Origin of the sequence: Nocardia sp. NPDC052112 (assembly GCF_040680135.1) — a bacterium.
GTDB lineage: Bacteria > Actinomycetota > Actinomycetes > Mycobacteriales > Mycobacteriaceae > Nocardia.
Window position 1 is genome coordinate 50,081 of record NZ_JBFAWD010000018.1, and the last position, 18,162, is coordinate 68,242.

The 18,162-nt window shown below is 66.6% G+C and carries 18 protein-coding genes and 1 pseudogene; 12 read left to right on the forward strand and 7 right to left on the reverse strand.

Annotated elements, in window-relative coordinates; all coding sequences use genetic code 11:
• Window positions 1–31: 31 nt before the first annotated feature.
• The 5 genes from AB0L58_RS29830 (at window position 32) to AB0L58_RS29850 (ending at window position 3,359) form a co-directional block, all read left to right on the forward strand.
• The gene (locus AB0L58_RS29830; protein ID WP_364391631.1) at window positions 32–337 is read left to right on the forward strand and encodes a hypothetical protein; all 306 of its coding nucleotides are present in this window, start codon (window positions 32–34) and stop codon (window positions 335–337) included.
• Window positions 337–1,116: an isocitrate lyase/phosphoenolpyruvate mutase family protein gene (locus AB0L58_RS29835; protein ID WP_364391633.1), complete on the forward strand. Its 780-nt coding sequence runs from the start codon at window positions 337–339 to the stop codon at window positions 1,114–1,116. The genes AB0L58_RS29830 and AB0L58_RS29835 overlap by 1 nt, the downstream gene beginning before the upstream one ends.
• A gap of 100 nt (window positions 1,117–1,216) precedes the next feature.
• A complete protein-coding gene (locus AB0L58_RS29840; RefSeq protein ID WP_364391635.1) occupies window positions 1,217–1,786 on the forward strand; it encodes a dihydrofolate reductase family protein in 570 nt (189 codons plus the stop codon).
• Between the two features lie 9 nt (window positions 1,787–1,795).
• Entirely contained in the window at window positions 1,796–2,137 is a 342-nt protein-coding gene (locus AB0L58_RS29845; RefSeq protein WP_364391637.1) for a YciI family protein, read from the forward strand.
• A 1-nt stretch (window position 2,138) separates the two neighbouring features.
• Complete coding sequence (locus AB0L58_RS29850; RefSeq protein ID WP_364391639.1) at window positions 2,139–3,359, forward strand: RNA polymerase sigma factor; 1,221 nt, start codon at window positions 2,139–2,141, stop codon at window positions 3,357–3,359.
• 54 nt (window positions 3,360–3,413) lie between these two features.
• Here AB0L58_RS29850 and AB0L58_RS29855 read toward each other — a convergent pair whose 3' ends face one another.
• Window positions 3,414–3,905, reverse strand: a complete 492-nt coding sequence (locus AB0L58_RS29855; protein ID WP_364391641.1) for a pyridoxamine 5'-phosphate oxidase family protein — start codon at window positions 3,903–3,905, stop codon at window positions 3,414–3,416.
• A 62-nt stretch (window positions 3,906–3,967) separates the two neighbouring features.
• On the opposite strand from AB0L58_RS29855, the gene AB0L58_RS29860 reads away from it, so the two are divergent.
• Window positions 3,968–4,945, forward strand: coding sequence for a WYL domain-containing protein (locus AB0L58_RS29860; protein ID WP_364391644.1), 978 nt, complete (start codon window positions 3,968–3,970; stop codon window positions 4,943–4,945).
• A gap of 28 nt (window positions 4,946–4,973) precedes the next feature.
• Here the strand turns inward: AB0L58_RS29860 and AB0L58_RS29865 are convergent, their stop codons facing one another.
• A complete protein-coding gene (locus AB0L58_RS29865; RefSeq protein ID WP_364391646.1) occupies window positions 4,974–6,131 on the reverse strand; it encodes an epoxide hydrolase family protein in 1,158 nt (385 codons plus the stop codon).
• A 63-nt stretch (window positions 6,132–6,194) separates the two neighbouring features.
• On the opposite strand from AB0L58_RS29865, the gene AB0L58_RS29870 reads away from it, so the two are divergent.
• Together AB0L58_RS29870 and AB0L58_RS29875 are read left to right on the forward strand one after the other, a co-directional pair.
• Window positions 6,195–7,157: a YafY family protein gene (locus AB0L58_RS29870; RefSeq protein WP_364391924.1), complete on the forward strand. Its 963-nt coding sequence runs from the start codon at window positions 6,195–6,197 to the stop codon at window positions 7,155–7,157.
• Between the two features lie 97 nt (window positions 7,158–7,254).
• Window positions 7,255–7,407 carry a hypothetical protein gene (locus AB0L58_RS29875; RefSeq protein ID WP_364391648.1) on the forward strand — a complete coding sequence of 51 codons (153 nt, stop codon included), beginning with the start codon at window positions 7,255–7,257 and terminating at the stop codon, window positions 7,405–7,407.
• Between the two features lie 111 nt (window positions 7,408–7,518).
• Here AB0L58_RS29875 and AB0L58_RS29880 read toward each other — a convergent pair whose 3' ends face one another.
• From AB0L58_RS29880 to AB0L58_RS29895, 4 genes are read right to left on the reverse strand one after another with little or no spacing between them, the layout of a single operon-like run.
• A complete protein-coding gene (locus tag AB0L58_RS29880) occupies window positions 7,519–8,970 on the reverse strand; it encodes a gluconate:H+ symporter (protein ID WP_364391650.1) in 1,452 nt (483 codons plus the stop codon).
• Window positions 8,971–8,981: 11 nt separating this feature from the next.
• Complete coding sequence (locus AB0L58_RS29885; protein WP_364391926.1) at window positions 8,982–9,608, reverse strand: bifunctional 4-hydroxy-2-oxoglutarate aldolase/2-dehydro-3-deoxy-phosphogluconate aldolase; 627 nt, start codon at window positions 9,606–9,608, stop codon at window positions 8,982–8,984.
• 5 nt (window positions 9,609–9,613) lie between these two features.
• Window positions 9,614–11,224 (reverse strand): D-aminoacylase, encoded by a 1,611-nt coding sequence (locus tag AB0L58_RS29890; RefSeq protein ID WP_364391652.1) that lies wholly within the window; start codon window positions 11,222–11,224, stop codon window positions 9,614–9,616.
• Between the two features lie 9 nt (window positions 11,225–11,233).
• The gene (locus AB0L58_RS29895; RefSeq protein WP_364391654.1) at window positions 11,234–12,526 is read right to left on the reverse strand and encodes an amino acid deaminase; all 1,293 of its coding nucleotides are present in this window, start codon (window positions 12,524–12,526) and stop codon (window positions 11,234–11,236) included.
• Between the two features lie 88 nt (window positions 12,527–12,614).
• Between AB0L58_RS29895 and AB0L58_RS29900 the strand changes: the two genes are divergently transcribed.
• The 3 genes from AB0L58_RS29900 to AB0L58_RS29910 all read left to right on the forward strand — a co-directional run bounded on the left by AB0L58_RS29900 (window position 12,615) and on the right by AB0L58_RS29910 (window position 14,963).
• Entirely contained in the window at window positions 12,615–13,712 is a 1,098-nt protein-coding gene (locus AB0L58_RS29900; RefSeq protein ID WP_364391657.1) for a sugar kinase, read from the forward strand.
• A gap of 70 nt (window positions 13,713–13,782) precedes the next feature.
• On the forward strand, window positions 13,783–14,565 hold the full coding sequence (locus AB0L58_RS29905) for an IclR family transcriptional regulator (protein WP_364391659.1): 783 nt from the start codon (window positions 13,783–13,785) through the stop codon (window positions 14,563–14,565).
• Window positions 14,562–14,963, forward strand: a complete 402-nt coding sequence (locus AB0L58_RS29910; RefSeq protein ID WP_364391662.1) for a RidA family protein — start codon at window positions 14,562–14,564, stop codon at window positions 14,961–14,963. Before AB0L58_RS29905 ends, AB0L58_RS29910 begins: the two co-directional genes overlap by 4 nt.
• A gap of 11 nt (window positions 14,964–14,974) precedes the next feature.
• On the opposite strand, the gene ppc is transcribed toward AB0L58_RS29910, so the two are convergent.
• On the reverse strand, window positions 14,975–17,737 hold the full coding sequence (ppc, locus tag AB0L58_RS29915; protein ID WP_364391929.1) for a phosphoenolpyruvate carboxylase: 2,763 nt from the start codon (window positions 17,735–17,737) through the stop codon (window positions 14,975–14,977).
• A 163-nt stretch (window positions 17,738–17,900) separates the two neighbouring features.
• Between ppc and AB0L58_RS29920 the strand changes: the two are divergent.
• Window positions 17,901–18,162 (forward strand): annotated as a pseudogene (locus AB0L58_RS29920) (hypothetical protein); the annotation flags it as partial.

Below are 18,162 nucleotides of genomic sequence, written 5' to 3' on the forward strand. Positions count from 1 at the left end.
CACCGAAATGTCCGCGGGATACGGTTGCGCTATGAATCTGATCAGCGAGCCCGATCGAGCCCGGGAGGTTTTGACCGGTGCGCCGATGCCGACGGTGCCCCGGACCGCGCGATCGGCCGGCATCGGTCGGCGCCGCGCCGATATCGCCCGATTCTGCGATGGGGTCGATCACCGGGCGCTGGTCGTCGCGGAATCGGCCGCATTGTCACCCGCGGCGCTGGGTGAACGGGTCGGCACGGTCGAGGGGCCAGTTGCCCATGTTCGTGTGCTGGCGGAAGCTGCCCCGGCCGCGACCATGCCCTTTGCTATTGCCGCCGGAATCAACGAGAGGTCTTGATGGACAAGACGAAGGCTTTTCGCGAACTGCACCACCGCGCCGATCCGCTGGTGCTGCCCAATGCCTGGGATTTCGGGTCAGCGGCAGTGCTGGCCGCCGAGGGGTTCGCGGCAATCGGCACCACCAGTCTCGGCGTCGCGGTGGCCGCCGGGCTCACCGACGGCGCCGGCGTCACCGGCGACGAAACCCTCATGCTGGCAACGAGACTCGCGCGGTTACCGGTGCCGGTGACCGTCGACATCGAGGGCGGGTTCCGCGCCGATTCCGAGGCAGTCGCCGACTACGTCGCGCAGCTGGCCGATCTGGGGATCGCCGGGGTGAATCTCGAGGATGGGCGGGCCGACATCGCGTTGGCCGATCCGGGGCACCAGGCCGAGTTGATCGCCGCGATCAAATCCGCTGCGCCCGAGTTGTTCATCAATGCCCGAATCGATACGTATTGGCTACGGCTGGAACAGGATTCGACGCTGGCTCGCGCCGCGGAATATGTGCGCGCCGGTGCCGATGGGATTTTCGTGCCCGGTGTGACGGATCCGGCGGAGATCGGCCGGATCGTCGCGGCGGTGCCCTTGCCGATCAACATGCTGTACTCGGCGGCCGGGCCGTCCATCGCCGAACTCGCGGCGTTGGGTGTGCGACGGATCAGCACGGGATCGCTGTTGTACCGCGCGGCGTTGGCCGGGATCGTCGAAATAGCGCGTGCGGTGCGCGACGGCGGTGCGGTTCCCGCCGACATCCCCACCTACCGCGAAATTCAGGCCATCACGGGCGCAGAGTAGTTCTTTCGAGAAATTTCTGTCGGCGATGTCGATTCGACGGGGGACCGTTCGTGTAGGAGGTGCAGCCGGTCGCGGACCGGCCAACGACAGGAGGCGAGATATGAGCAAGATCATCGCGGTTGAGCACCTGACCCTGGACGGTGTCATGCAGTCACCCGGCCGGGCCGATGAGGACACCCGGGACGGTTTCCGCCGCGGCGGCTGGGCGCATCGGCACGACGATCCCGAGCAGGCCAGGGTCATGGGCGAGCATATGGCGACCCATCACGGTGCGCTGTTGTTCGGGCGGCGGACCTACCAGGACTTCTACGGGGTCTGGCCGCAGCAAACCGACAATCCGTACACCGAGGTACTGAACAAGACCGAGAAGTTCGTCGCATCCCGGACGCTGACCGAACCGTTGCCGTGGGAGAACTCCACGCTGCTCGGTGGCGATGTGGTCGCCGCGGTGCGCGGACTTGGGCAGGATCTCGTGGTGCTCGGCAGCGGCGATCTGCTGCAAACGCTGATGCGCAATGATCTCGTCGACGAGTATCTATTGCTGATCCATCCGATTGTGGTCGGCCGCGGGCGGCGGCTGTTCGACGGCGCGGACCTCGGTGAACTGCGACTCACCGATAGCGTCAGCACCCCAACCGGCGTGGTGATCGCCACCTATCAGCGGGGATGAGGAGGAGCCGTGCAGCAGTATCTGCTCAGCATCTATCAGCCCGATGACACTGCGCCGCCGGACAATCTCGACGAGATCATGCGCGATCTGGCCGCGCTGAACGACGAGATCCGGGCCGCGGGCGCCTGGGTTTTCGCCGCGGGACTGCACGCGCCGAGTACCGCGACCGTGCTGCGCGCCCAGGGCAATGATGTGCTGGTCACCGACGGTCCGTATGTCGAAAGTAAGGAGCACATCGGCGGATTCACCGTCATTGCGGCGGCCGATCTGGACGAGGCGCTCGACTGGGGCAAGAAGATGGCCGCCGTGCTCACTTTGCCGATCGAGGTCCGGCCGGTGGCCGATTACTGAGATGGTCGCCGACGCCGCGATCGCGGCCGTATTCACCGAACATTACGGCCGCGCGGTCGCCAGCCTGATCCGCGTCTTCGGCGATATCACCATTGCCGAGGACGCGGTGCAGGACGCCTTCACCGCCGCCGTGCAACGCTGGCCGACCGACGGACTGCCGCCGAGCCCACCCGGTTGGATCATCACGACCGCACGCAACCGAGCCATCGATCGCCTGCGGCGCGAGGCATCTCGCGACGACCGGCATGCCGAGGCCGCACTTCTACACGCCGACAACGAACCCGACGATATGAGCGCCGTCCTGGACGACCGCCTCCGACTGATCTTCACCTGCTGCCACCCGGCACTATCGATGAATTCCCGAGTGGCACTTACCTTGCGGCTCCTCGGCGGTCTCACCACACCCGAAATCGCCCACGCCTTCCTGACTTCCGAATCGACCATGGCGCAACGGCTCGTCCGCGCCAAAGGCAAGATCCGCGACGCCCGCATCCCCTACCGCGTCCCGCGCGACGCCGACCTGCCCGCCCGCCTGCGCGCCGTTCTGGCCGTCATCTACCTCATCTTCACCGAAGGGCATACCGCCACCTCCGGTGATCAGTTGATGCGGACCGACCTGTGCGCCGAGGCAATCCGCTTGGGCCGCTTACTCATCGAGCTGATGCCCGACGAGCCGGAGGCTTCCGGGCTGCTCGCACTAATGTTGCTCACCGAATCGCGTCGAGCCGCCCGCACCGCACCGGACGGATCACTGGTGCCACTGCCCGAACAAGACCGACACCGGTGGGACCGCGCCCTCATTGCCGAGGGACACGCCCTCGTCCGAGAATGCCTGCGCCGCAACCAACCCGACGCTTACCAGATCCAAGCCGCAATCAACGCCGTACACGCCGACGCCCCCGCTCCGGAATCCACCGACTGGCAACAAATCCTGCAACTCTACGACCAGTTGGCCGCTATCGCCCCCAGCCCGGTGGTGGCGCTGAACCGCGCGGTGGCGGTCGCCGAGGTCGCGGGCCCACACGCCGCACTCGCACTACTCGACGAAATCGACCTACCGAATCACCATCTGTACCACGCGATCCGCGCGGACCTCCTGCGCCGCCTCGGCCGCACCGCACCGGCAATCCGCGCCTACGAAGCCGCCATCGCCCACACCGACAACACTGCCGAACAGACCTTCCTCCGGCGACGCCGAGATGAGCTCGACTCGGCGACCTAGCGTGCCGAGCAACATTCGCATCCGGAGCGGGAACGGCCCGGCCACCGCGATCGCTCAGTGCTTGCGCACGACTCGTTCGCCCTGTCCCGGCTTCCAGATGGTGATGTCCAGGTGGTCGTCGATGAGCTCGACGGTGGAGGCTCCGGTCAGGTCGGCGGTGTAGAAGTGGTCGAATTCCTGATCGCGGATGTCGAATCCGGTTTCGTCGAACAGTTGCTGGGTGAAGCGGGCGTGCACTTGTCTGTCCGGCAGGTCGACGACGGTGCCGAAGAGTTTCGCGTCACCGTCGCCGACCTGCGTGTCGACGGTCGCGGTGTGCAGGCAGAACCGCGGGTCGCGGGCGAGATCCTTGAACTTGGTGGTGTTCGGCATGCCCGCGATGACCAGCATGTCGTCGAAGATCCGCGGTTCGATGGGGCTGATGCGGGGGAATCCGTCGGAGCGCAGGGTCCCGAGCAGGCAGAGATTGCCGGTGGCCTGGTGTCGACGCGTGAACACGGTGGCGATGCGTGGCGCTTCTTCGATGAACTGGCTCCATGTGGTCATGAGCACGACGGTACGAGCCAAACCTGACATCTTCTGTCAGGTTTTACGACTAATCTCGAATCATGCGGGCGAGTCGACTGGTGCAGCTGTTATTGCTGCTGCAGACCCGCGGCCGGACCACCGGACCGGAGCTGGCACGCGAGCTGGAGGTGTCGGTGCGGACGGTGTATCGCGATATCGAGGCCCTGTCCGTGGCGGGCGTACCGATCTACAGCGAACCGGGCCGGACCGGCGGGGTGCGGTTGGTCGACGGATACCGCACCCGGCTGACCGGACTCACCACCGAGGAGGCCGATGCGGTGCTGCTCACCGGACAACCCGCGGCCGCCGCCGATCTCGGACTCGGTACGGTGCTGGCGACCGCACAACTCAAGGTGCTCGCCGCACTGCCTCCCGAATTGCGCGGCCGGGCGACACGCATCGCGGAACGTGTCCATGTGGACGCACCGGGCTGGTTCCATCGCCCCGATGAAACACCAACACTGGCAACGGTTGCCGACGCTTTATGGCACGACCGGCGACTCGATATCCGTTATCGGCGCAGGGATCGCACCGTCGAACGCCGCTTGGATCCACTCGGCCTCGTATCGAAGGCCGGAACCTGGTACCTCGTCGCACGTGACGGCTCGGCCATCCGCTCCTATCGCGTCAGCCGAATCTCCTCGGCCCAGCAGAACGGCGAAACCTTCACGCGGCCAGATGATTTCGCTCTCGCTGAGCATTGGTCGGCAGCCGCCGACGATTTCGCGCGGTCGATGCTGCGAGTGCGGGCGCGCTGCCGGATCGCCGCCGCCCAATTGCGGCTGCTCCGGTTGACGAACGAGCCCGCCGCGGTCGCCGAGGCGATGGCATCGGCGACCGATCCGGACGCCGAGGGCTGGGTCGAAGTAACCATTCCCTCGGAGTCCTACGAGGTGCTGGCGGGCGCGATCCTGCCGCTCGGCGAATTCTGCGAGGTTCTCGACCCGCCCGAATTCCGCGACCGGCTCGCCGCGACGGCCTTCGCGATGGCCGAGCGCTACCGCCCGCGAACCCCCTGAGCCCGCACCTCCCGCGCGACCCGCACACTCAGCGCAGCGTGCGGAAGAACTCGCGCACATCGCTGATCAGCAGGTCCGGCGCTTCCATGGCCGCGAAGTGCCCACCGCGCTCGTATTCGGTCCAGCGCACGATGTTGTGCTGCTGCTCGGCGAGTACCCGAATGGAATTGTCACCGGCGAATACCGCCGCGGCGGTCGGCACGCCGGAATTCCGCAGTGGCCTTCCCCACGAATCCCCCTCCCCGTACAGCCGGATCGAGGAAACGAACGTCCTGGTGAACCAGTAGAGGCTGACATTGGTCAGCAGCGCGTCGCGGTCCACCGCCGCGTCGGGCAACTCGACTGCGGGATTGGTCCAGCGCTGGAAGATGTCCACGATCCAGGACAGCAGCCCGGCGGGCGAATCGTGCATGCCGATGGCCAGCGTTTGCGGACGGCCCGCCTGCACCATCGCGTATCCGTGCCTGGTGTGGCTCTCTGGCCCGGTGAGTTTGTCCAGCTTTGCCCGATCGTGCGGGCTATAGTCCGGTTCCGATCCGTCATCGCTCCAGGACGGCAGGGTGATCGGCCCGTTCACATGGATGCCGAGCACCTGGTCGGTCGCGATTCGTCCCAGTTCGGTCGAGACGAAGAAACCCGCATCGCCGCCCTGCGCCCCGTACCGGTCGTAGCCGAGCCGGGCCATCAACTTCGCCACCGCCTGCGCGAACCGCTCGGTGGAACCGTCCCCGACCCTCGGACCGGCCTGCGAGAAGGCGAATCCGGGCAACGACGGGATGACCAGATGGAATGCGTCGGCCGGATCACCGCCGTGTGCCCGCGGATCGCTCAGAGGTCCGATCACATCGAGGAATTCGATGAACGAACCGGGCCAGCCGTGGCTCAATACCAGCGGCACGGCGTCGGGTTCGGGTGAGCGGACGTGCAGGAAATGCAGCTGCTGCCCGTCGATATCGGTGATGGAATGCGGCAACTCGTTCAGTCGCGCTTCGACTGCGCGCCAATCGTATTCGGACCGCCAGTACTCGGCGAGGTCCTTCAAGTAAGAGATCGATGCGCCCTTGTCCCAACCAGCGCCGGGGATTTCGTCCGGCCACGAGGTATTCGCCAGCCGGGCGTGCAGATCATCGATCTGCGCCGGTGCGATCTCGATGCGAAAGGGGCGAATGTGCTGTTCGGTGCTCACGAAAGCGACGGTATTCGGCCCTTAGGACAGGATCGTTCCTAAGTGTCTGACATTCTGGAATTCGTGTTGGAGACCTCGGCACGACTGCTCAAACTGCTCGCCCTGCTGCAGACGCACCGCGACTGGACCGGCACCGAACTCGCCGAACGACTCGGCGTCACCAGGCGCACCATCCGCCGCGATGTGGACCGGCTCCGTGAACTCGGCTACCCGGTGCATGCCACACAGGGCACCGCGGGCTATCGGCTCGGCGCGGGGGCCGCGCTGCCGCCGCTGCTGCTCGACGACGAGGAGGCCGTCGCGGTGGCGGTCGGCTTGCGCAGCGCCGCCGACGGCACCGTCGCGGGCATCGAGGAGGCATCGCTGCGCGCGCTCACCAAACTCGAGCAGGTGCTGCCGCCGCGCCTGCGCCACCGGGTCCGCACCCTGCGCCGCGCGACCGTCCGGGTCGGCACACCGGGCGCCACGGTCGAACCGGATACGTTGCTGGCCGTCGCCGAGGCCTGTCAACGGCACGAACGCCTGCGCTTCGACTATCGCGCGCACAGCGGTGCGACCACCCGCCGTACGGTGGAGCCGCACAGCCTGGTGCATTTCAGCAGGCGCTGGTACCTCGTCGCCTGGGATATCGACCGCAGCGACTGGCGTACGTTCAGAGCTGACCGCATCACGCCGCGAACACCCACCGGCCCGCGCTTCAGTCCGCGCGAGCTCCCGGAAGGCGATGTCGCGGCGCACCTTTCGCTGCGACTCTCCGCCCGATCCTGGCCCTGCCAAGCAATTGCCTTGCTGCACAAGTCCGCCGAGGACGCCGTGGCGAATGTCTGGCCCGGTATGGGCGTCATCGAGGCCGTGGACGACCACAGCTGCCAACTGCACGTCGGCGCGGATACGCCGGAGGCGCTGGTCTGGATGATCACCTCGGTCGATATCGACTTCACACTGCTCAGCGGCCCGCCCGAACTCGTCGTGGCGATTCGTGCCCAAGCCACCCGCTGCACGGCGGCCCTCCGCAACCTCGACTGATCCGAATTCCGGCGACGCCGATCGACCACCGAAGCAGCGCGCATGACCGCATTCCGCACCGCGACCGGTACGAATCGCAGCGGGTGACCTGCAGAACATGACCAAGGTCGCCCCGGAGGACGGTCAAGCCCTCATGGACGACTTCAAGACCACCGCCGGTCTCGGTGTGCCGCCGCGTTCGGCCGGAGTAATGCGACGGCACCGATTCATCTCGGCCGCTGTGCCGCCCACCCGGCAGGACTTCGACTGATCTCGAAGACCCCGACCCGGCAACCATCTCGACGGTGTCGTGCTGCACGAATTGACCAGCCCGGCACGGGGATTCGTCCTCGCGCCGGGCTGGATAGGACCGTCCGAGTGCTCAGCTCACAATCGCGAACAGGACCGCCGCTACCGCGAAACTCACCACCGAGAGCACGGTTTCGAGCACCGTCCAGGTCTGCAGTGTCTGCTTCACCGTCAGGTTGAAGTACTTCGAAATGATCCAGAAGCCACCGTCGTTCACGTGGCTGAGGATGATCGAACCGGCCGCGATCGCCATGGCGATGAGTGCGATGGCCATCTGCGAATAGCCGTGCCCGGTGACCAGCGGCGCGACAATGCCACCGGTGGTCACGATGGCGACGGTCGCCGAACCCTGTGCGATGCGCAGACCGCAGCTGATGATGTACGCGAGCACGATGACCGGCAGACCGGCCGCCGACATGGTGTCCGCGAGCGCGGTGCCGATTCCGGTGGCGGAGATGATCTTTCCGAAGAACGCACCCGCACCGACCACCAGCAAAAGCATGCCGACCGGCTTCAGCGACTCCGCGGTGAGCGTACTGAGCTCCTGCACACTGGAACCGCGCCGCACACCGAGCAGATAGAAGGCGACGAGCACCGCGATCAGCAGGGCCACGGCCGGTGTGCCGAGGAACGTGAGCACCTGCAGCAGCTGCGAATCCTTGGCCAGCCATTGGCTGCCGAAGGTCGCACCGAGGATGAGCACCAGCGGAATCGCGATAATGCCGCCGATGAGACCGACCGCGGGCGGCCGGGTCTCGATGCGGGTCGTCTCCGGCTTGGTTGCGGTGCCGGGACCCTCGCCCTTCACCGCGGACTCGACCTCCGGTCGCACCAGGAATTCGGCGGGCACCTCGACCCGCACCCGCTTGCCGATGTAGGTGCCCCACACGATGCCAGCGGCGACGAAACCCGGTAGGCCGCAGACGAATCCCATGATGATCAGCCAGCCCAGGCTCACCCCGAGCAGGCCACCCAGTGCCACCGGACCCGGATGCGGCGGCAGGAAGGCGTGGGTCATGGACAGACCGGCCAGCATCGGCATGGCGTACAGCACCAGTGATCGACCACCGCGCTTGGCGGCCACATAGATCAGCGGTGCGAGCACGAAGATGCCGATATCGAAGAAGACCGGGATGCCGAAGATGAGCCCGAGCAGACCCATGGCGACCGGTGCGCCCTTCTCACCGAAGATGCCCAGCAGCTTGCCGGTCAGCACGTCCGCACCACCGGAACGCTCGAGGATCGCGCCGAGCACTGTGCCGAGCCCGATGATGACCGCGATATGCCCGAGGATGCCGCCGAAGCCGGTCTCCAGTAGCGAATCACCGGGCTTGATCGCCGTGCCGACGATCTTCGACACCGGTAGTCCGGCGGCCAGGGCCAGCCCGAGTCCGGTGAGCAGCAGCGCGATGAACGGCTCCAGCTTGACCTTGATAATGGCGAACAGCAGTACGGCAATCGCGAGACCGCACAGCACCAGCAATCCGGGTGTGGTGGTGCGCAGCCAGTCGACAGTGGCGCCCATATGGGTACCTCTCAATTCATGGATCGAACGAATGACGCCGCACGCGAGGCGATGTCGGACCATCGGCCCGCGGCGACGTCGGATGGGGCCACGACATCGGTACCCGCGGTCACGGCCACGGCTCCGTTGGCGAGGAATTCGGCGGCATTGCCCGCATTGACGCCCCCGGAGGGGATCAGCGCCACATCGGGGAAGGGGCCGCGCAAGTCTTTCAAATAGCCGGGACCGAGCGCCCTGGCGGGGAAGATCTTCACCGCCGCGGCGCCCAGGTCGAGTGCGGTGAGCACCTCGGTGGGCGTGAAAGCGCCCATGACGACCGGAATGTCGCGCTCGGCCGCGACGGCCGCGACCTCCGCGCGCACGCCGGGCGTGACGAGGAACCGTGCACCGCTATCGATCGCGGCCTTGGCCTGATCGGCGTGCAGTACGGTTCCGATACCGACTACCGCATCGGGAGCCGTTGCGGCGATACGCAGGTAATCGAGCACACCCGGTGTCGTGAAGGTGAGCTCCAAGCTACGAATCCCGGAACGCGCCAACGCATCCGCCAGCGCCAGCGGATCCGGAATCTCCGGTGCCCGCACCACACTCAGCACGCGGTCGGCGCGCATCACCTCCATGGCGCCGAGTGAGCCCATGACGTTCAATATGTCTCCTTCCGCGTGGCATCCATGCGCAGCGCACGCCCGGCGAGCTTGCCGGTGGGCGCACCGTTCTCGATGGCGAATGCACCGTTGACCAGCACGTGCCGAATGCCGCGCGCCTGCTGCTTCGGATGGTCGAAGGTCGCGGTATCGGTGATCGTCGATGGGTCGAACAACACGAGATCCGCTGCGTACCCGGTGAATACGTACCCGCGGTCGCTCAGCCGCAGCCGCTCGGCGGGCCGTCCGGTGAGGTGGTGCACACACTCCTCGAGCCCGAGCACACCGAGTTCGCGGACGTAATGCCCCAGATAGCGGGGGAAGGTGCCCCAGGCGCGCGGATGCGGTCGATCACCGACGAGCAGTGCGTCGCTGCCGCCCATATGCGTCGAATGCACCATGATCGCGCGCACGTTCTCCTCGTGCCCCACGTGCTGCAGGATGGTGGTGGCCAATTGATCTCGGCGCAGCAGGTCGAAGAACACTTCGACCGGTGGGCGAGCGGTATCGGCCGCGATGTCCGCGACGGTCTTGCCCACGTACTCCCCCAGCTCCGCATTCGCGACACCGCTGATCTGGATGGTCTCCCATTCGACGGTGACGCCGTGGCAGCCGTCGGACCCATGCACGTTCACGTCCAGCGCGATTCGCGCACGCATCTCCGGATCATCGATACGGGCCAATGCCGCATCCGGGCCACCGGACATCGCCCAACTCGGCAGCAGCGCCGAAAGTGTCGTCGAGCCCGGCAGATACGGATAGGTGTCGAGGGTGATATCGCATCCTTCGGCCCTGGCGGCATCGATCAGCGCCAGGAATTCCGGTGCGCGCCCGCGGTTCACGCCGAAGTTCATGGTCGCGTGGGTGAGATGCAGTGCGCAGCCGGTGTTGCGCGCCAGGCCGATCATCTCTGCGTATGCCGCCAGCGCGCCCTTGCCGTAGGAGCGCGTATGCGGCGAGTAGAACCCGCCGTATTCGGCGACTACCTCGCACAATGCCGCCAATTCGCCGGTGTCGGCATACATTCCGGGCGTATACGTGAGCCCGCTCGACATACCGACCGCCCCCTCGCGCAGTCCCTGCGCGAGCAGTTCCCGCATCCGCCGAATCTCCGCCACGGTCGCGGGCCGCTGTTCGCTCCCGACGACCAGCAGCCGCAACGTGCCCTGTGGTACGAGATATGCGGCGTTCGGCGTGATACCGCGATCGAGCCGGTCCAGGTACTCCGCGACCGTGCGCCAGGAGAAGTCCAGGTCGGTGGGATTGCCGTTCCATCCGGCGATCTGACGCCGCAGCACCGCCAGGGTGGCGTCATCGATCGGGGCGTACGAGAGTCCGTCCTGTCCGATGACCTCGGTGGTGACCCCCTGGCTGATCTTCGGAAAATGGCCCGGCTCGGTGAGCAGATGCAAATCGGAGTGCGCGTGCATATCGATGAAGCCGGGGGCGAGCACCGCACCGGGTGCGTCGATGAACCGGGCCGCCGCGGTGATCGTGCGTGGATCGGCGACCGCGCTTATCCGTCCCCGATCGATGCCGACATCAGCGCGGAAGCGCGGTGCTCCCGTGCCGTCTATGACGTCGATATCGCGAAACACTAAGTCCGTCATGGCTACTCGTCAGAAGAAGGTGTGCACGAGATCGACCACACGTGGCCGTTCCGCATCGGCATCATCGACGACCGGGATCAGCCGCCACTTGTCGAACGCCGTGCACGGATGCGACAGACCGAGCCGCACCACACTGCCGACCGGCAGGTCACCGGCCGCGGCGCCGGGCAGCCGCAGGAAGGTGTGCTGATCATTGAGCGCACTGACATGCGCCGCCGAATCCAACGAACCTTCCGGTCCCGCAACGAATTGCGGGACCGGAAGCCCCTCATCGAATGGCAGATCGCGCTTGCCCGCATCCAGCAGCGCGAGCTCCGCCTCGGGTCGCGAAACGGTCCGCGCCCATCCGTGCATCGCCGAGCGCAGCGGTCGTTCGGTGCGCGGCGCGGCCAGTGGCGAGATGCCCGCGTAGAAGCCGTCGTCGTGAATGATGTAGGCGCCCGAGCGCAACACCACCGTGGTCGGAACACCGTGCGCACCTTGCTCATCGGCGAGTCCCGCGAGACATTCGACGACCAGATCCGGGAAGGCGCTGCCGCCCGCGGTGACGATCGCGCCTTCCGGATAGCGCCCGGCCGCGGCGAGTTCGCGGTGTAGGCGTGCGATTTCGTCCAAGTAGTGCCGGACGGCGCCAATCCCGTCCGGACCGCGATCGTGGGCCAGCGCACCTTCGTAGCCGCCGACACCGGCCAGGGTCAGTCGCTCGGCGCGGCCGACCGCCTCGGCGATAGCATGCGCCTGCTCGACCGTGCGCGCACCCGTACGCCCGTGCGGCCCACCGAGTTCGACGATCACCCGAATGCGCGCGGCACCGGTCAGGTGCGCATCCATCAGCGCGACGGTCTCGACACTGTCGACCCAGCAGCAGAATTCGAACTCCGGATCCCGTTCCGATTCCGCGGCGACCCAGCGCAATCCGACCGGATCGACGAGTGAATTGGCCAGCACGATCCGTCCCACACCGAACGACCGGGCAACTTGCACCTGCCACACGGTGGCGAAGGTGATCCCCCAACTCCCGGCCGCCAACTGCTGCGCCCACAGCTGCGGGGCCATGGTGGTCTTGCCGTGCGGAGCCAGGCGTACACCCGCGGCCGCCGCCCAATCGGCCATGATCGCGACATTCGCCGCGACGGCCGCGTGGTCGACGGTCAAAATCGGGGTTTCGAACTCGTCGAGGTGCGGCGCGGAGTCCAGGAAGTCGCGAACCGTGCGGCCCCATGCCGTGGGCGGCAGCCCCTTGTGTTCGGGCCCGAGCGTCCGATCCGCCAGTGCGGCAACGGCCTTCTCATCGATCGCCATGTCGCTCCTTCCCGCGGAATTCCGTCCGCCGAATCATATCCTCGATGCATTGCATATCTTGCAACGCTGGTTGCATATCGTGTTTTGTGTGGTTATTCTGCACTGGATGGCCGGTGGCCGCAAGGGCAGAAGGGAGATCGATGTGACGTGGCCTACTACGTCGCTCCGCCCGCGGGCGGTGACCATCGGTGAGGGGCTCGCGGTGCTGGTGGCGCGTCCCGGTCCGCTGGAGAACTCGGACAACTTCGAGCGAACAGCGGGCGGCGCCGAGGCGAATGTGGCCACCGTGCTCACTCAGCTCGAGGTGGACGCCGCGTGGGTTTCCCGGGTCGGCGATGACGGATTCGGCCGGTATCTGACCGGACATCTGGCGGCACGCGGCGTGGACGTGTCGGCGGTTGTCATCGATCCCGCGCGCCCCACCGCCGTCTACATAAAAGAACGCGGCAGCGGCTCGGGCAAGGCGACCGATCTGCCGGTAGGCGCCAGCCGCATGCTGTACTACCGCACCGGCTCCGCCGCCAGCGCACTGTCCACCGCCGATCTGACGGCGGCGGCCGGACTGCTCGAACACTGCGACCTCGTGCACTTCACCGGGATAACCACCGCACTCTCGGAATCGGCGACCCGACTCACCGAAACCCTCGTCGCACTGCCCCGCCGAGGCGGGCTCGTCAGCTTCGATCTGAATTACCGCCCGGCACTGTGGGCAGGGCGGGCCGAGCGGGCGGCCGAGGTGCTGGCCCGCCATGTGCGCGGCTGCGATGTGGTGTTCCTCGGCGCCGATGAAGCGGAGACGGTCTTCGGTACCGACGATGCCGACCGGTTGCGCGCCCTCTTCCCGGAGCCACAGCACCTGGTGGTCAAGAACAATGAGCATTCGGTCACCGGATTCTCCGGAACCGAGCGTGTCGAAGTGCCAGCGCTGGAACTCGAGATCACCGAGCGGATCGGCGCCGGTGACGCCTTCGCGGGCGGATATCTGGCCGCCCTGCTGCACGGACGTCCGCTGGAGCAGCGGCTGCGCTTCGGACATCTGTGCGCCGCCGCCGCGCTGACCGGCACCGGTGATATCGCGGAACTGCCCGCACCCACCGCGCTGGCGGCGTTGGCGGTGCTCGACGAGTCCGCCTGGGGGCGTGTGCATTACCGCAACGATGTCGTAGCCGAGAATGTGGCCTCATGAGCGAGCGAACAATAGGTACAGCCGAGCATTGCTCGGTCATGGCGGAGCCGAGCGCCAGCGAGGCGCGGTCATGAGTCAGAGTCTGTCGCGTGCGTTGACCATCCTGCTCTCGCTCGGGGAGGATGCGCGCTCGCTCGATCAGTTGGCCGCTGAACTCGGCGTACACAAGTCGACGGTGCTGCGGCTGCTGCAAACCATGGAATCGCAGCGCTTCGTCACCCATGACAGCCAGCACCAATACGTCCTCGGCTCCCGGCTTTTCGAACTCGCCAACCGCGCCCTGGAACAGCGTGACGTCCGCACCCTGGCCCGCCCGCATCTGAGCGCGTTGAATTCCGCTACCGGACAGACGATTCACCTCGCCACGTACGAATCCGGGGATGCCATCTATATCGACAAATTCGACGCGATCCAGAGCGTGCGCATGTACTCCCGGATCGGCCGGCCCGCCCCGCTGCACTGCACCGCGGTCGGGAAGGTGCTCGTCGCCGCACAGCCGCGCACCGAATGGCGGACGATCGCCGAGCGCATCGACTACCGCAAGTTCACCGACCGCACCATCCGCACACCGGAGCGCTACCTGGCGGAGCTGGAACTCGTTGCCGCACAGGGCTATGCGGAAGACCACGAGGAGCACGAAAGCTTCGTGAACTGCATCGGCGTCCCGGTGCGCAACGGTACCGGCACGGTGGTCGCCGCGGTCTCGATGTCGGTGCCGGACATGCTGCTCGACCACGATCAGGTATTGGCCGAACTGCCGCGGGTCCGCGCGGCGGCCGATGCCATCTCCGCCGAACTCGGCTGGACTCCCGTCCGCGCCGGATACCCGACCACAGCGAAAGGCCAGTCATGAGTGAGAAGATCGCCATCCGCACCACCGATGCGCCCGCACCCGCGCACACCTTCTCGCAAGGCGTGCGCAAGGGCCCGTTCGTGCAGGTCTCGGGTCAGGGTCCGGTGGACCCGGCGACCAACGCATACCTCTTCCCCGGTGACGTTGCCGCCCAGACGATTCGGACCCTGCAGAATGTCAAGGCGATCGTCGAGGCGAGCGGCGCCACCTTCGACGATGTGGTGATGCTGCGCGTCTACCTGACCAAACGCGAGGACTTCGCGACCATGAACGACGCCTACGGCGAATTCGTCACCGCAAATACCACCGGCGATGTATTGCCCAGCCGCACAACGGTATTCACCGGCCTTCCCCGGGAAGAGATGCTGGTCGAGATCGATGCGGTCGCCATCGTCTAGCCGGAGTTGCCCTAACCGGAGTTGCGCAGTGCGGTGGCGAGTCCGTTCATGGTCAGCAGGATGCCGCGTTTGACGAGTTCGGAATCGTCGCCCGCCCGCAGCCGTCGCAGCAGCTCGACCTGCATCTGGTTCAGCGGCTCCAGGTACGGGAAGCGGTTGTGGATCGACTCGGCCAGTGACGGGTTGTCGGCGAGCAGGTGATCATTGCCGGTGATCGCGGCGTGCATGCGGATGGTGCGCGCGTGCTCGTCGCGGATCATCCCGAAGATGTGCTCACGCAAGGCCACATCGTCGACGAGTTCGGCGTACCTGGCCGCGATGTCGAGGTCGCTCTTGGCCATGACCTGAGCCAGATTCGACAGCACCGTCCGGAAGAACGGCCAGCGCTGGTAGAGGCCGGACAGCGTGGCGAGCCGCTCCGGATCACCGCCGACCCACTCCTCGAGCGCCGCCCCGGTCCCGTACCAGCCCGGCAGCATGACGCGGGCCTGACTCCACGACATCACCCACGGGATGGCCCGCAGATCGCTTACCGAATTCGTCGGCTTGCGGGAGGCGGGGCGACTGCCGATATTCAGATCGCCGACCTCGGCGACCGGCGTGGACTGCCGGAAATATTCGACGAATCCGGGTGTTTCGTGCACCAGGCGCGCATAGGCCGCGCGGGCACGCGCCGCCAGATCGTCCATGAGTTCATAGGACGGTTCCGCATCGGGGCCGAGCCCCTCCACATCGAGCAGCGTCGACTCCAGGGTGCCCGCGATCAACGATTCCAGATTCCGATGCGCCGCACCGGATTCCGCGTACTTGGCCGCGATCACCTCACCCTGTTCGGTCAACCGCAGCGAACCCCGCACGGCACCGACGGGCTGGGCGAGGATGGCGTCATAGCTGCGCCCGCCACCGCGGCCGACCGTGCCGCCGCGACCATGGAAGAGCCGCAACCGAATTCCGGTTTTGCGCGCTACCTCGACCAGATCCAGCTCCGCCCGGTAGAGCGCCCAGTTGGCGGCCAGATACCCACCGTCCTTGTTGGAATCGGAGTATCCGAGCATTACCTCCTGTCGCATGCCCTTGGCGGCCACCAGCTCTCGATACACCGGGACATCCAGCACCGCGGCCAGGGTCGCCGCGCCGGCACCCAGATCCTCGATGGTCTCGAACAGCGGCACGATATTCACCGGACAGCTCGGCGGTCCGTCCGGCTCGCCGGGATCGAGCAGCCCGCCCTCCTTCAACAGCAGCGCCGCCTCGAGCATATCGCTGACCGAGGTGCACATGCTGATGATGTAGTTCGGCACGGCCTCGACGCCGAAGGTCTCGACGACATCCCGTGCGGCACGGACGATATCGAGTTCCTTGGTGGCGAGTCCGCTGAGTCGCGCATGCGGGCCGAGTAGCGGACGCCGGGTCCGCAACTCGGCGGCGAGCAGTTCCACCCGCTCGGACTCGGCCAGACCCGCGTAGTCCTGATGTACGCCCGCCCAGGCCAGCAGCTCGGCGACGACCTGTTCGTGCAGCTCCGAGTTCTGCCGCATATCCAGGCCCTGCAGATGGAATCCGAATGTCTCGACGGCATATCGCAGTGCCGCCAGCCGGTCGTCGGCGAGCAGACCGTCGCCGCTGGCCCGCATCGAGATATCGACCGCATCCAGGTCGTCGAGTACCGCCTGCGGGGTCGGGTAGGCCGGCGCACCCATATCCAGCCCGTCCGCGGGCAATGCGCCGAGCGCGGCAACTGCCGATGCGGACAGACGCGCCCGAATCCGGTGTAGCGCACGGCGATACGGCTCATCAGGATGCGTCGCGGGATCCGGATAACCGGCCTCGGCGAGTGCGGCCACCTCGGGTGTCACCTGTACCAGCCGCGCCGATTGCGACAGCGACTTCTCCAGCTCCACCAGCTCGTGCAGGTACCGACCGAACGCCACCGCCGACGCCTGCGAGGCGGCCTGCCGCACGACATCCGCTGTCACATAAGGGTTACCGTCACGATCGCCGCCGATCCACGAGCCGGGCCGCAGGATCGGGCGCGCCAGCAATTCCACGCCCGGCCACCGGGACCGCAGCGCCGCCCGGACTTCCGCGTTGATCGCCGGGATAACGTCGAAGAGCGTGATGTCGTAATAGCGCAGACCGACCGAGATCTCGTCCTGAATCCGCAGACGCTGCAATCGAATCAGCGCGGTGCGCCACAGCGAGAGCACTTGCCGACGGATCCGCAGTTCCAGATCCGCACGCGCCCGCTCGGTTTCGGTATAGCGCTGCCGCAAACGCATCAATTCGGTAATGCGGGTCTGCACGTCGAATACGGTGCGGCGCCGGGTTTCGGTCGGATGTGCGGTGATCACCGGTGATACCAAGGCGTCGGTGAGCAGATCGGCGACCTCGGCGCCATCCAGCGCCGCCGCGTCGAGTTTGTGGTAGGTCGCCGCGAGCGAGGAATCCTGCGGCGGCTCCCCCGCCGCCTCATGCGCGCCGCGTCGCCGATCGCGCTGGATATCCTCGGCCAGATTCGCCAACAGCACGAAATAGGTGAACGCCCGGATCAACGGCAGCGCGACCGCGATATCGACGCCGTCCAGCATCTCCGCCACCGCGCTGCGCTCGACCTCCTCGCGGCGCACCCGGAACGCCTCGATCCGCACCCGCTCGATCAGGTCGAAGACCTCGGGGCCCTCGTGATCGCGGATGGTGTCGCCGAGCACGCCGCCGAGGAACCGAATATCGTCCCGTAGCGGCCGGGTCGCGTCCGTGGTTGTCGGCTCCGACAATCGCTCGCCAGCGTTCGGTTCTGTCACGCCCGAGGGCGCGGTGTCGATGATTCGCTCGGTGCGCTCGCTCATGAACTCGACACTACTGCGCCAAGATCGGACCTTCGCGGTGACGCCGAGCACGCCGACTACCTGACCTGAACTCGGTATGCCCTGGTCATACGTGCCGACTTGCCAGGCGCTCACCGCACTCGAGCTGCTCATCGCGGTCCTGACGCTGATCGGCGGTGTATTCGGTCCGGTCGCAATGCTGACCCCGCACAGCACCGCATCCGGACCCCACCGATACCGACACCAGCCAGCACCGCATCCGACCCACCGCGATACCGACCCCGCACAGCACCGCATCCGGACCCCACCGATACCGACACCAGCCAGCACCGCATCCGACCCACCGCGATACCGACCCCGCACAGCACCGCAAC

Bases quoted from the DNA above. Each gene is read 5' to 3' on its own strand.
- AB0L58_RS29830 (WP_364391631.1), top strand. From the start codon at position 32: ATGAATCTGATCAGCGAGCCCGATCGAGCCCGGGAGGTTTTGACCGGT.
- AB0L58_RS29835 (WP_364391633.1), top strand. From the start codon at position 337: ATGGACAAGACGAAGGCTTTTCGCGAACTGCACCACCGCGCCGATCCG.
- AB0L58_RS29840 (WP_364391635.1), top strand. From the start codon at position 1,217: ATGAGCAAGATCATCGCGGTTGAGCACCTGACCCTGGACGGTGTCATG.
- AB0L58_RS29850 (WP_364391639.1), top strand. From the start codon at position 2,139: ATGGTCGCCGACGCCGCGATCGCGGCCGTATTCACCGAACATTACGGC.
- AB0L58_RS29855 (WP_364391641.1), bottom strand. From the start codon at position 3,905: ATGACCACATGGAGCCAGTTCATCGAAGAAGCGCCACGCATCGCCACC.
- AB0L58_RS29860 (WP_364391644.1), top strand. From the start codon at position 3,968: ATGCGGGCGAGTCGACTGGTGCAGCTGTTATTGCTGCTGCAGACCCGC.
- AB0L58_RS29875 (WP_364391648.1), top strand. From the start codon at position 7,255: ATGACCAAGGTCGCCCCGGAGGACGGTCAAGCCCTCATGGACGACTTC.
- AB0L58_RS29880 (WP_364391650.1), bottom strand. From the start codon at position 8,970: ATGGGCGCCACTGTCGACTGGCTGCGCACCACCACACCCGGATTGCTG.
- AB0L58_RS29885 (WP_364391926.1), bottom strand. From the start codon at position 9,608: ATGGGCTCACTCGGCGCCATGGAGGTGATGCGCGCCGACCGCGTGCTG.
- AB0L58_RS29890 (WP_364391652.1), bottom strand. From the start codon at position 11,224: ATGACGGACTTAGTGTTTCGCGATATCGACGTCATAGACGGCACGGGA.
- AB0L58_RS29895 (WP_364391654.1), bottom strand. From the start codon at position 12,526: ATGGCGATCGATGAGAAGGCCGTTGCCGCACTGGCGGATCGGACGCTC.
- AB0L58_RS29905 (WP_364391659.1), top strand. From the start codon at position 13,783: ATGAGTCAGAGTCTGTCGCGTGCGTTGACCATCCTGCTCTCGCTCGGG.
- AB0L58_RS29910 (WP_364391662.1), top strand. From the start codon at position 14,562: ATGAGTGAGAAGATCGCCATCCGCACCACCGATGCGCCCGCACCCGCG.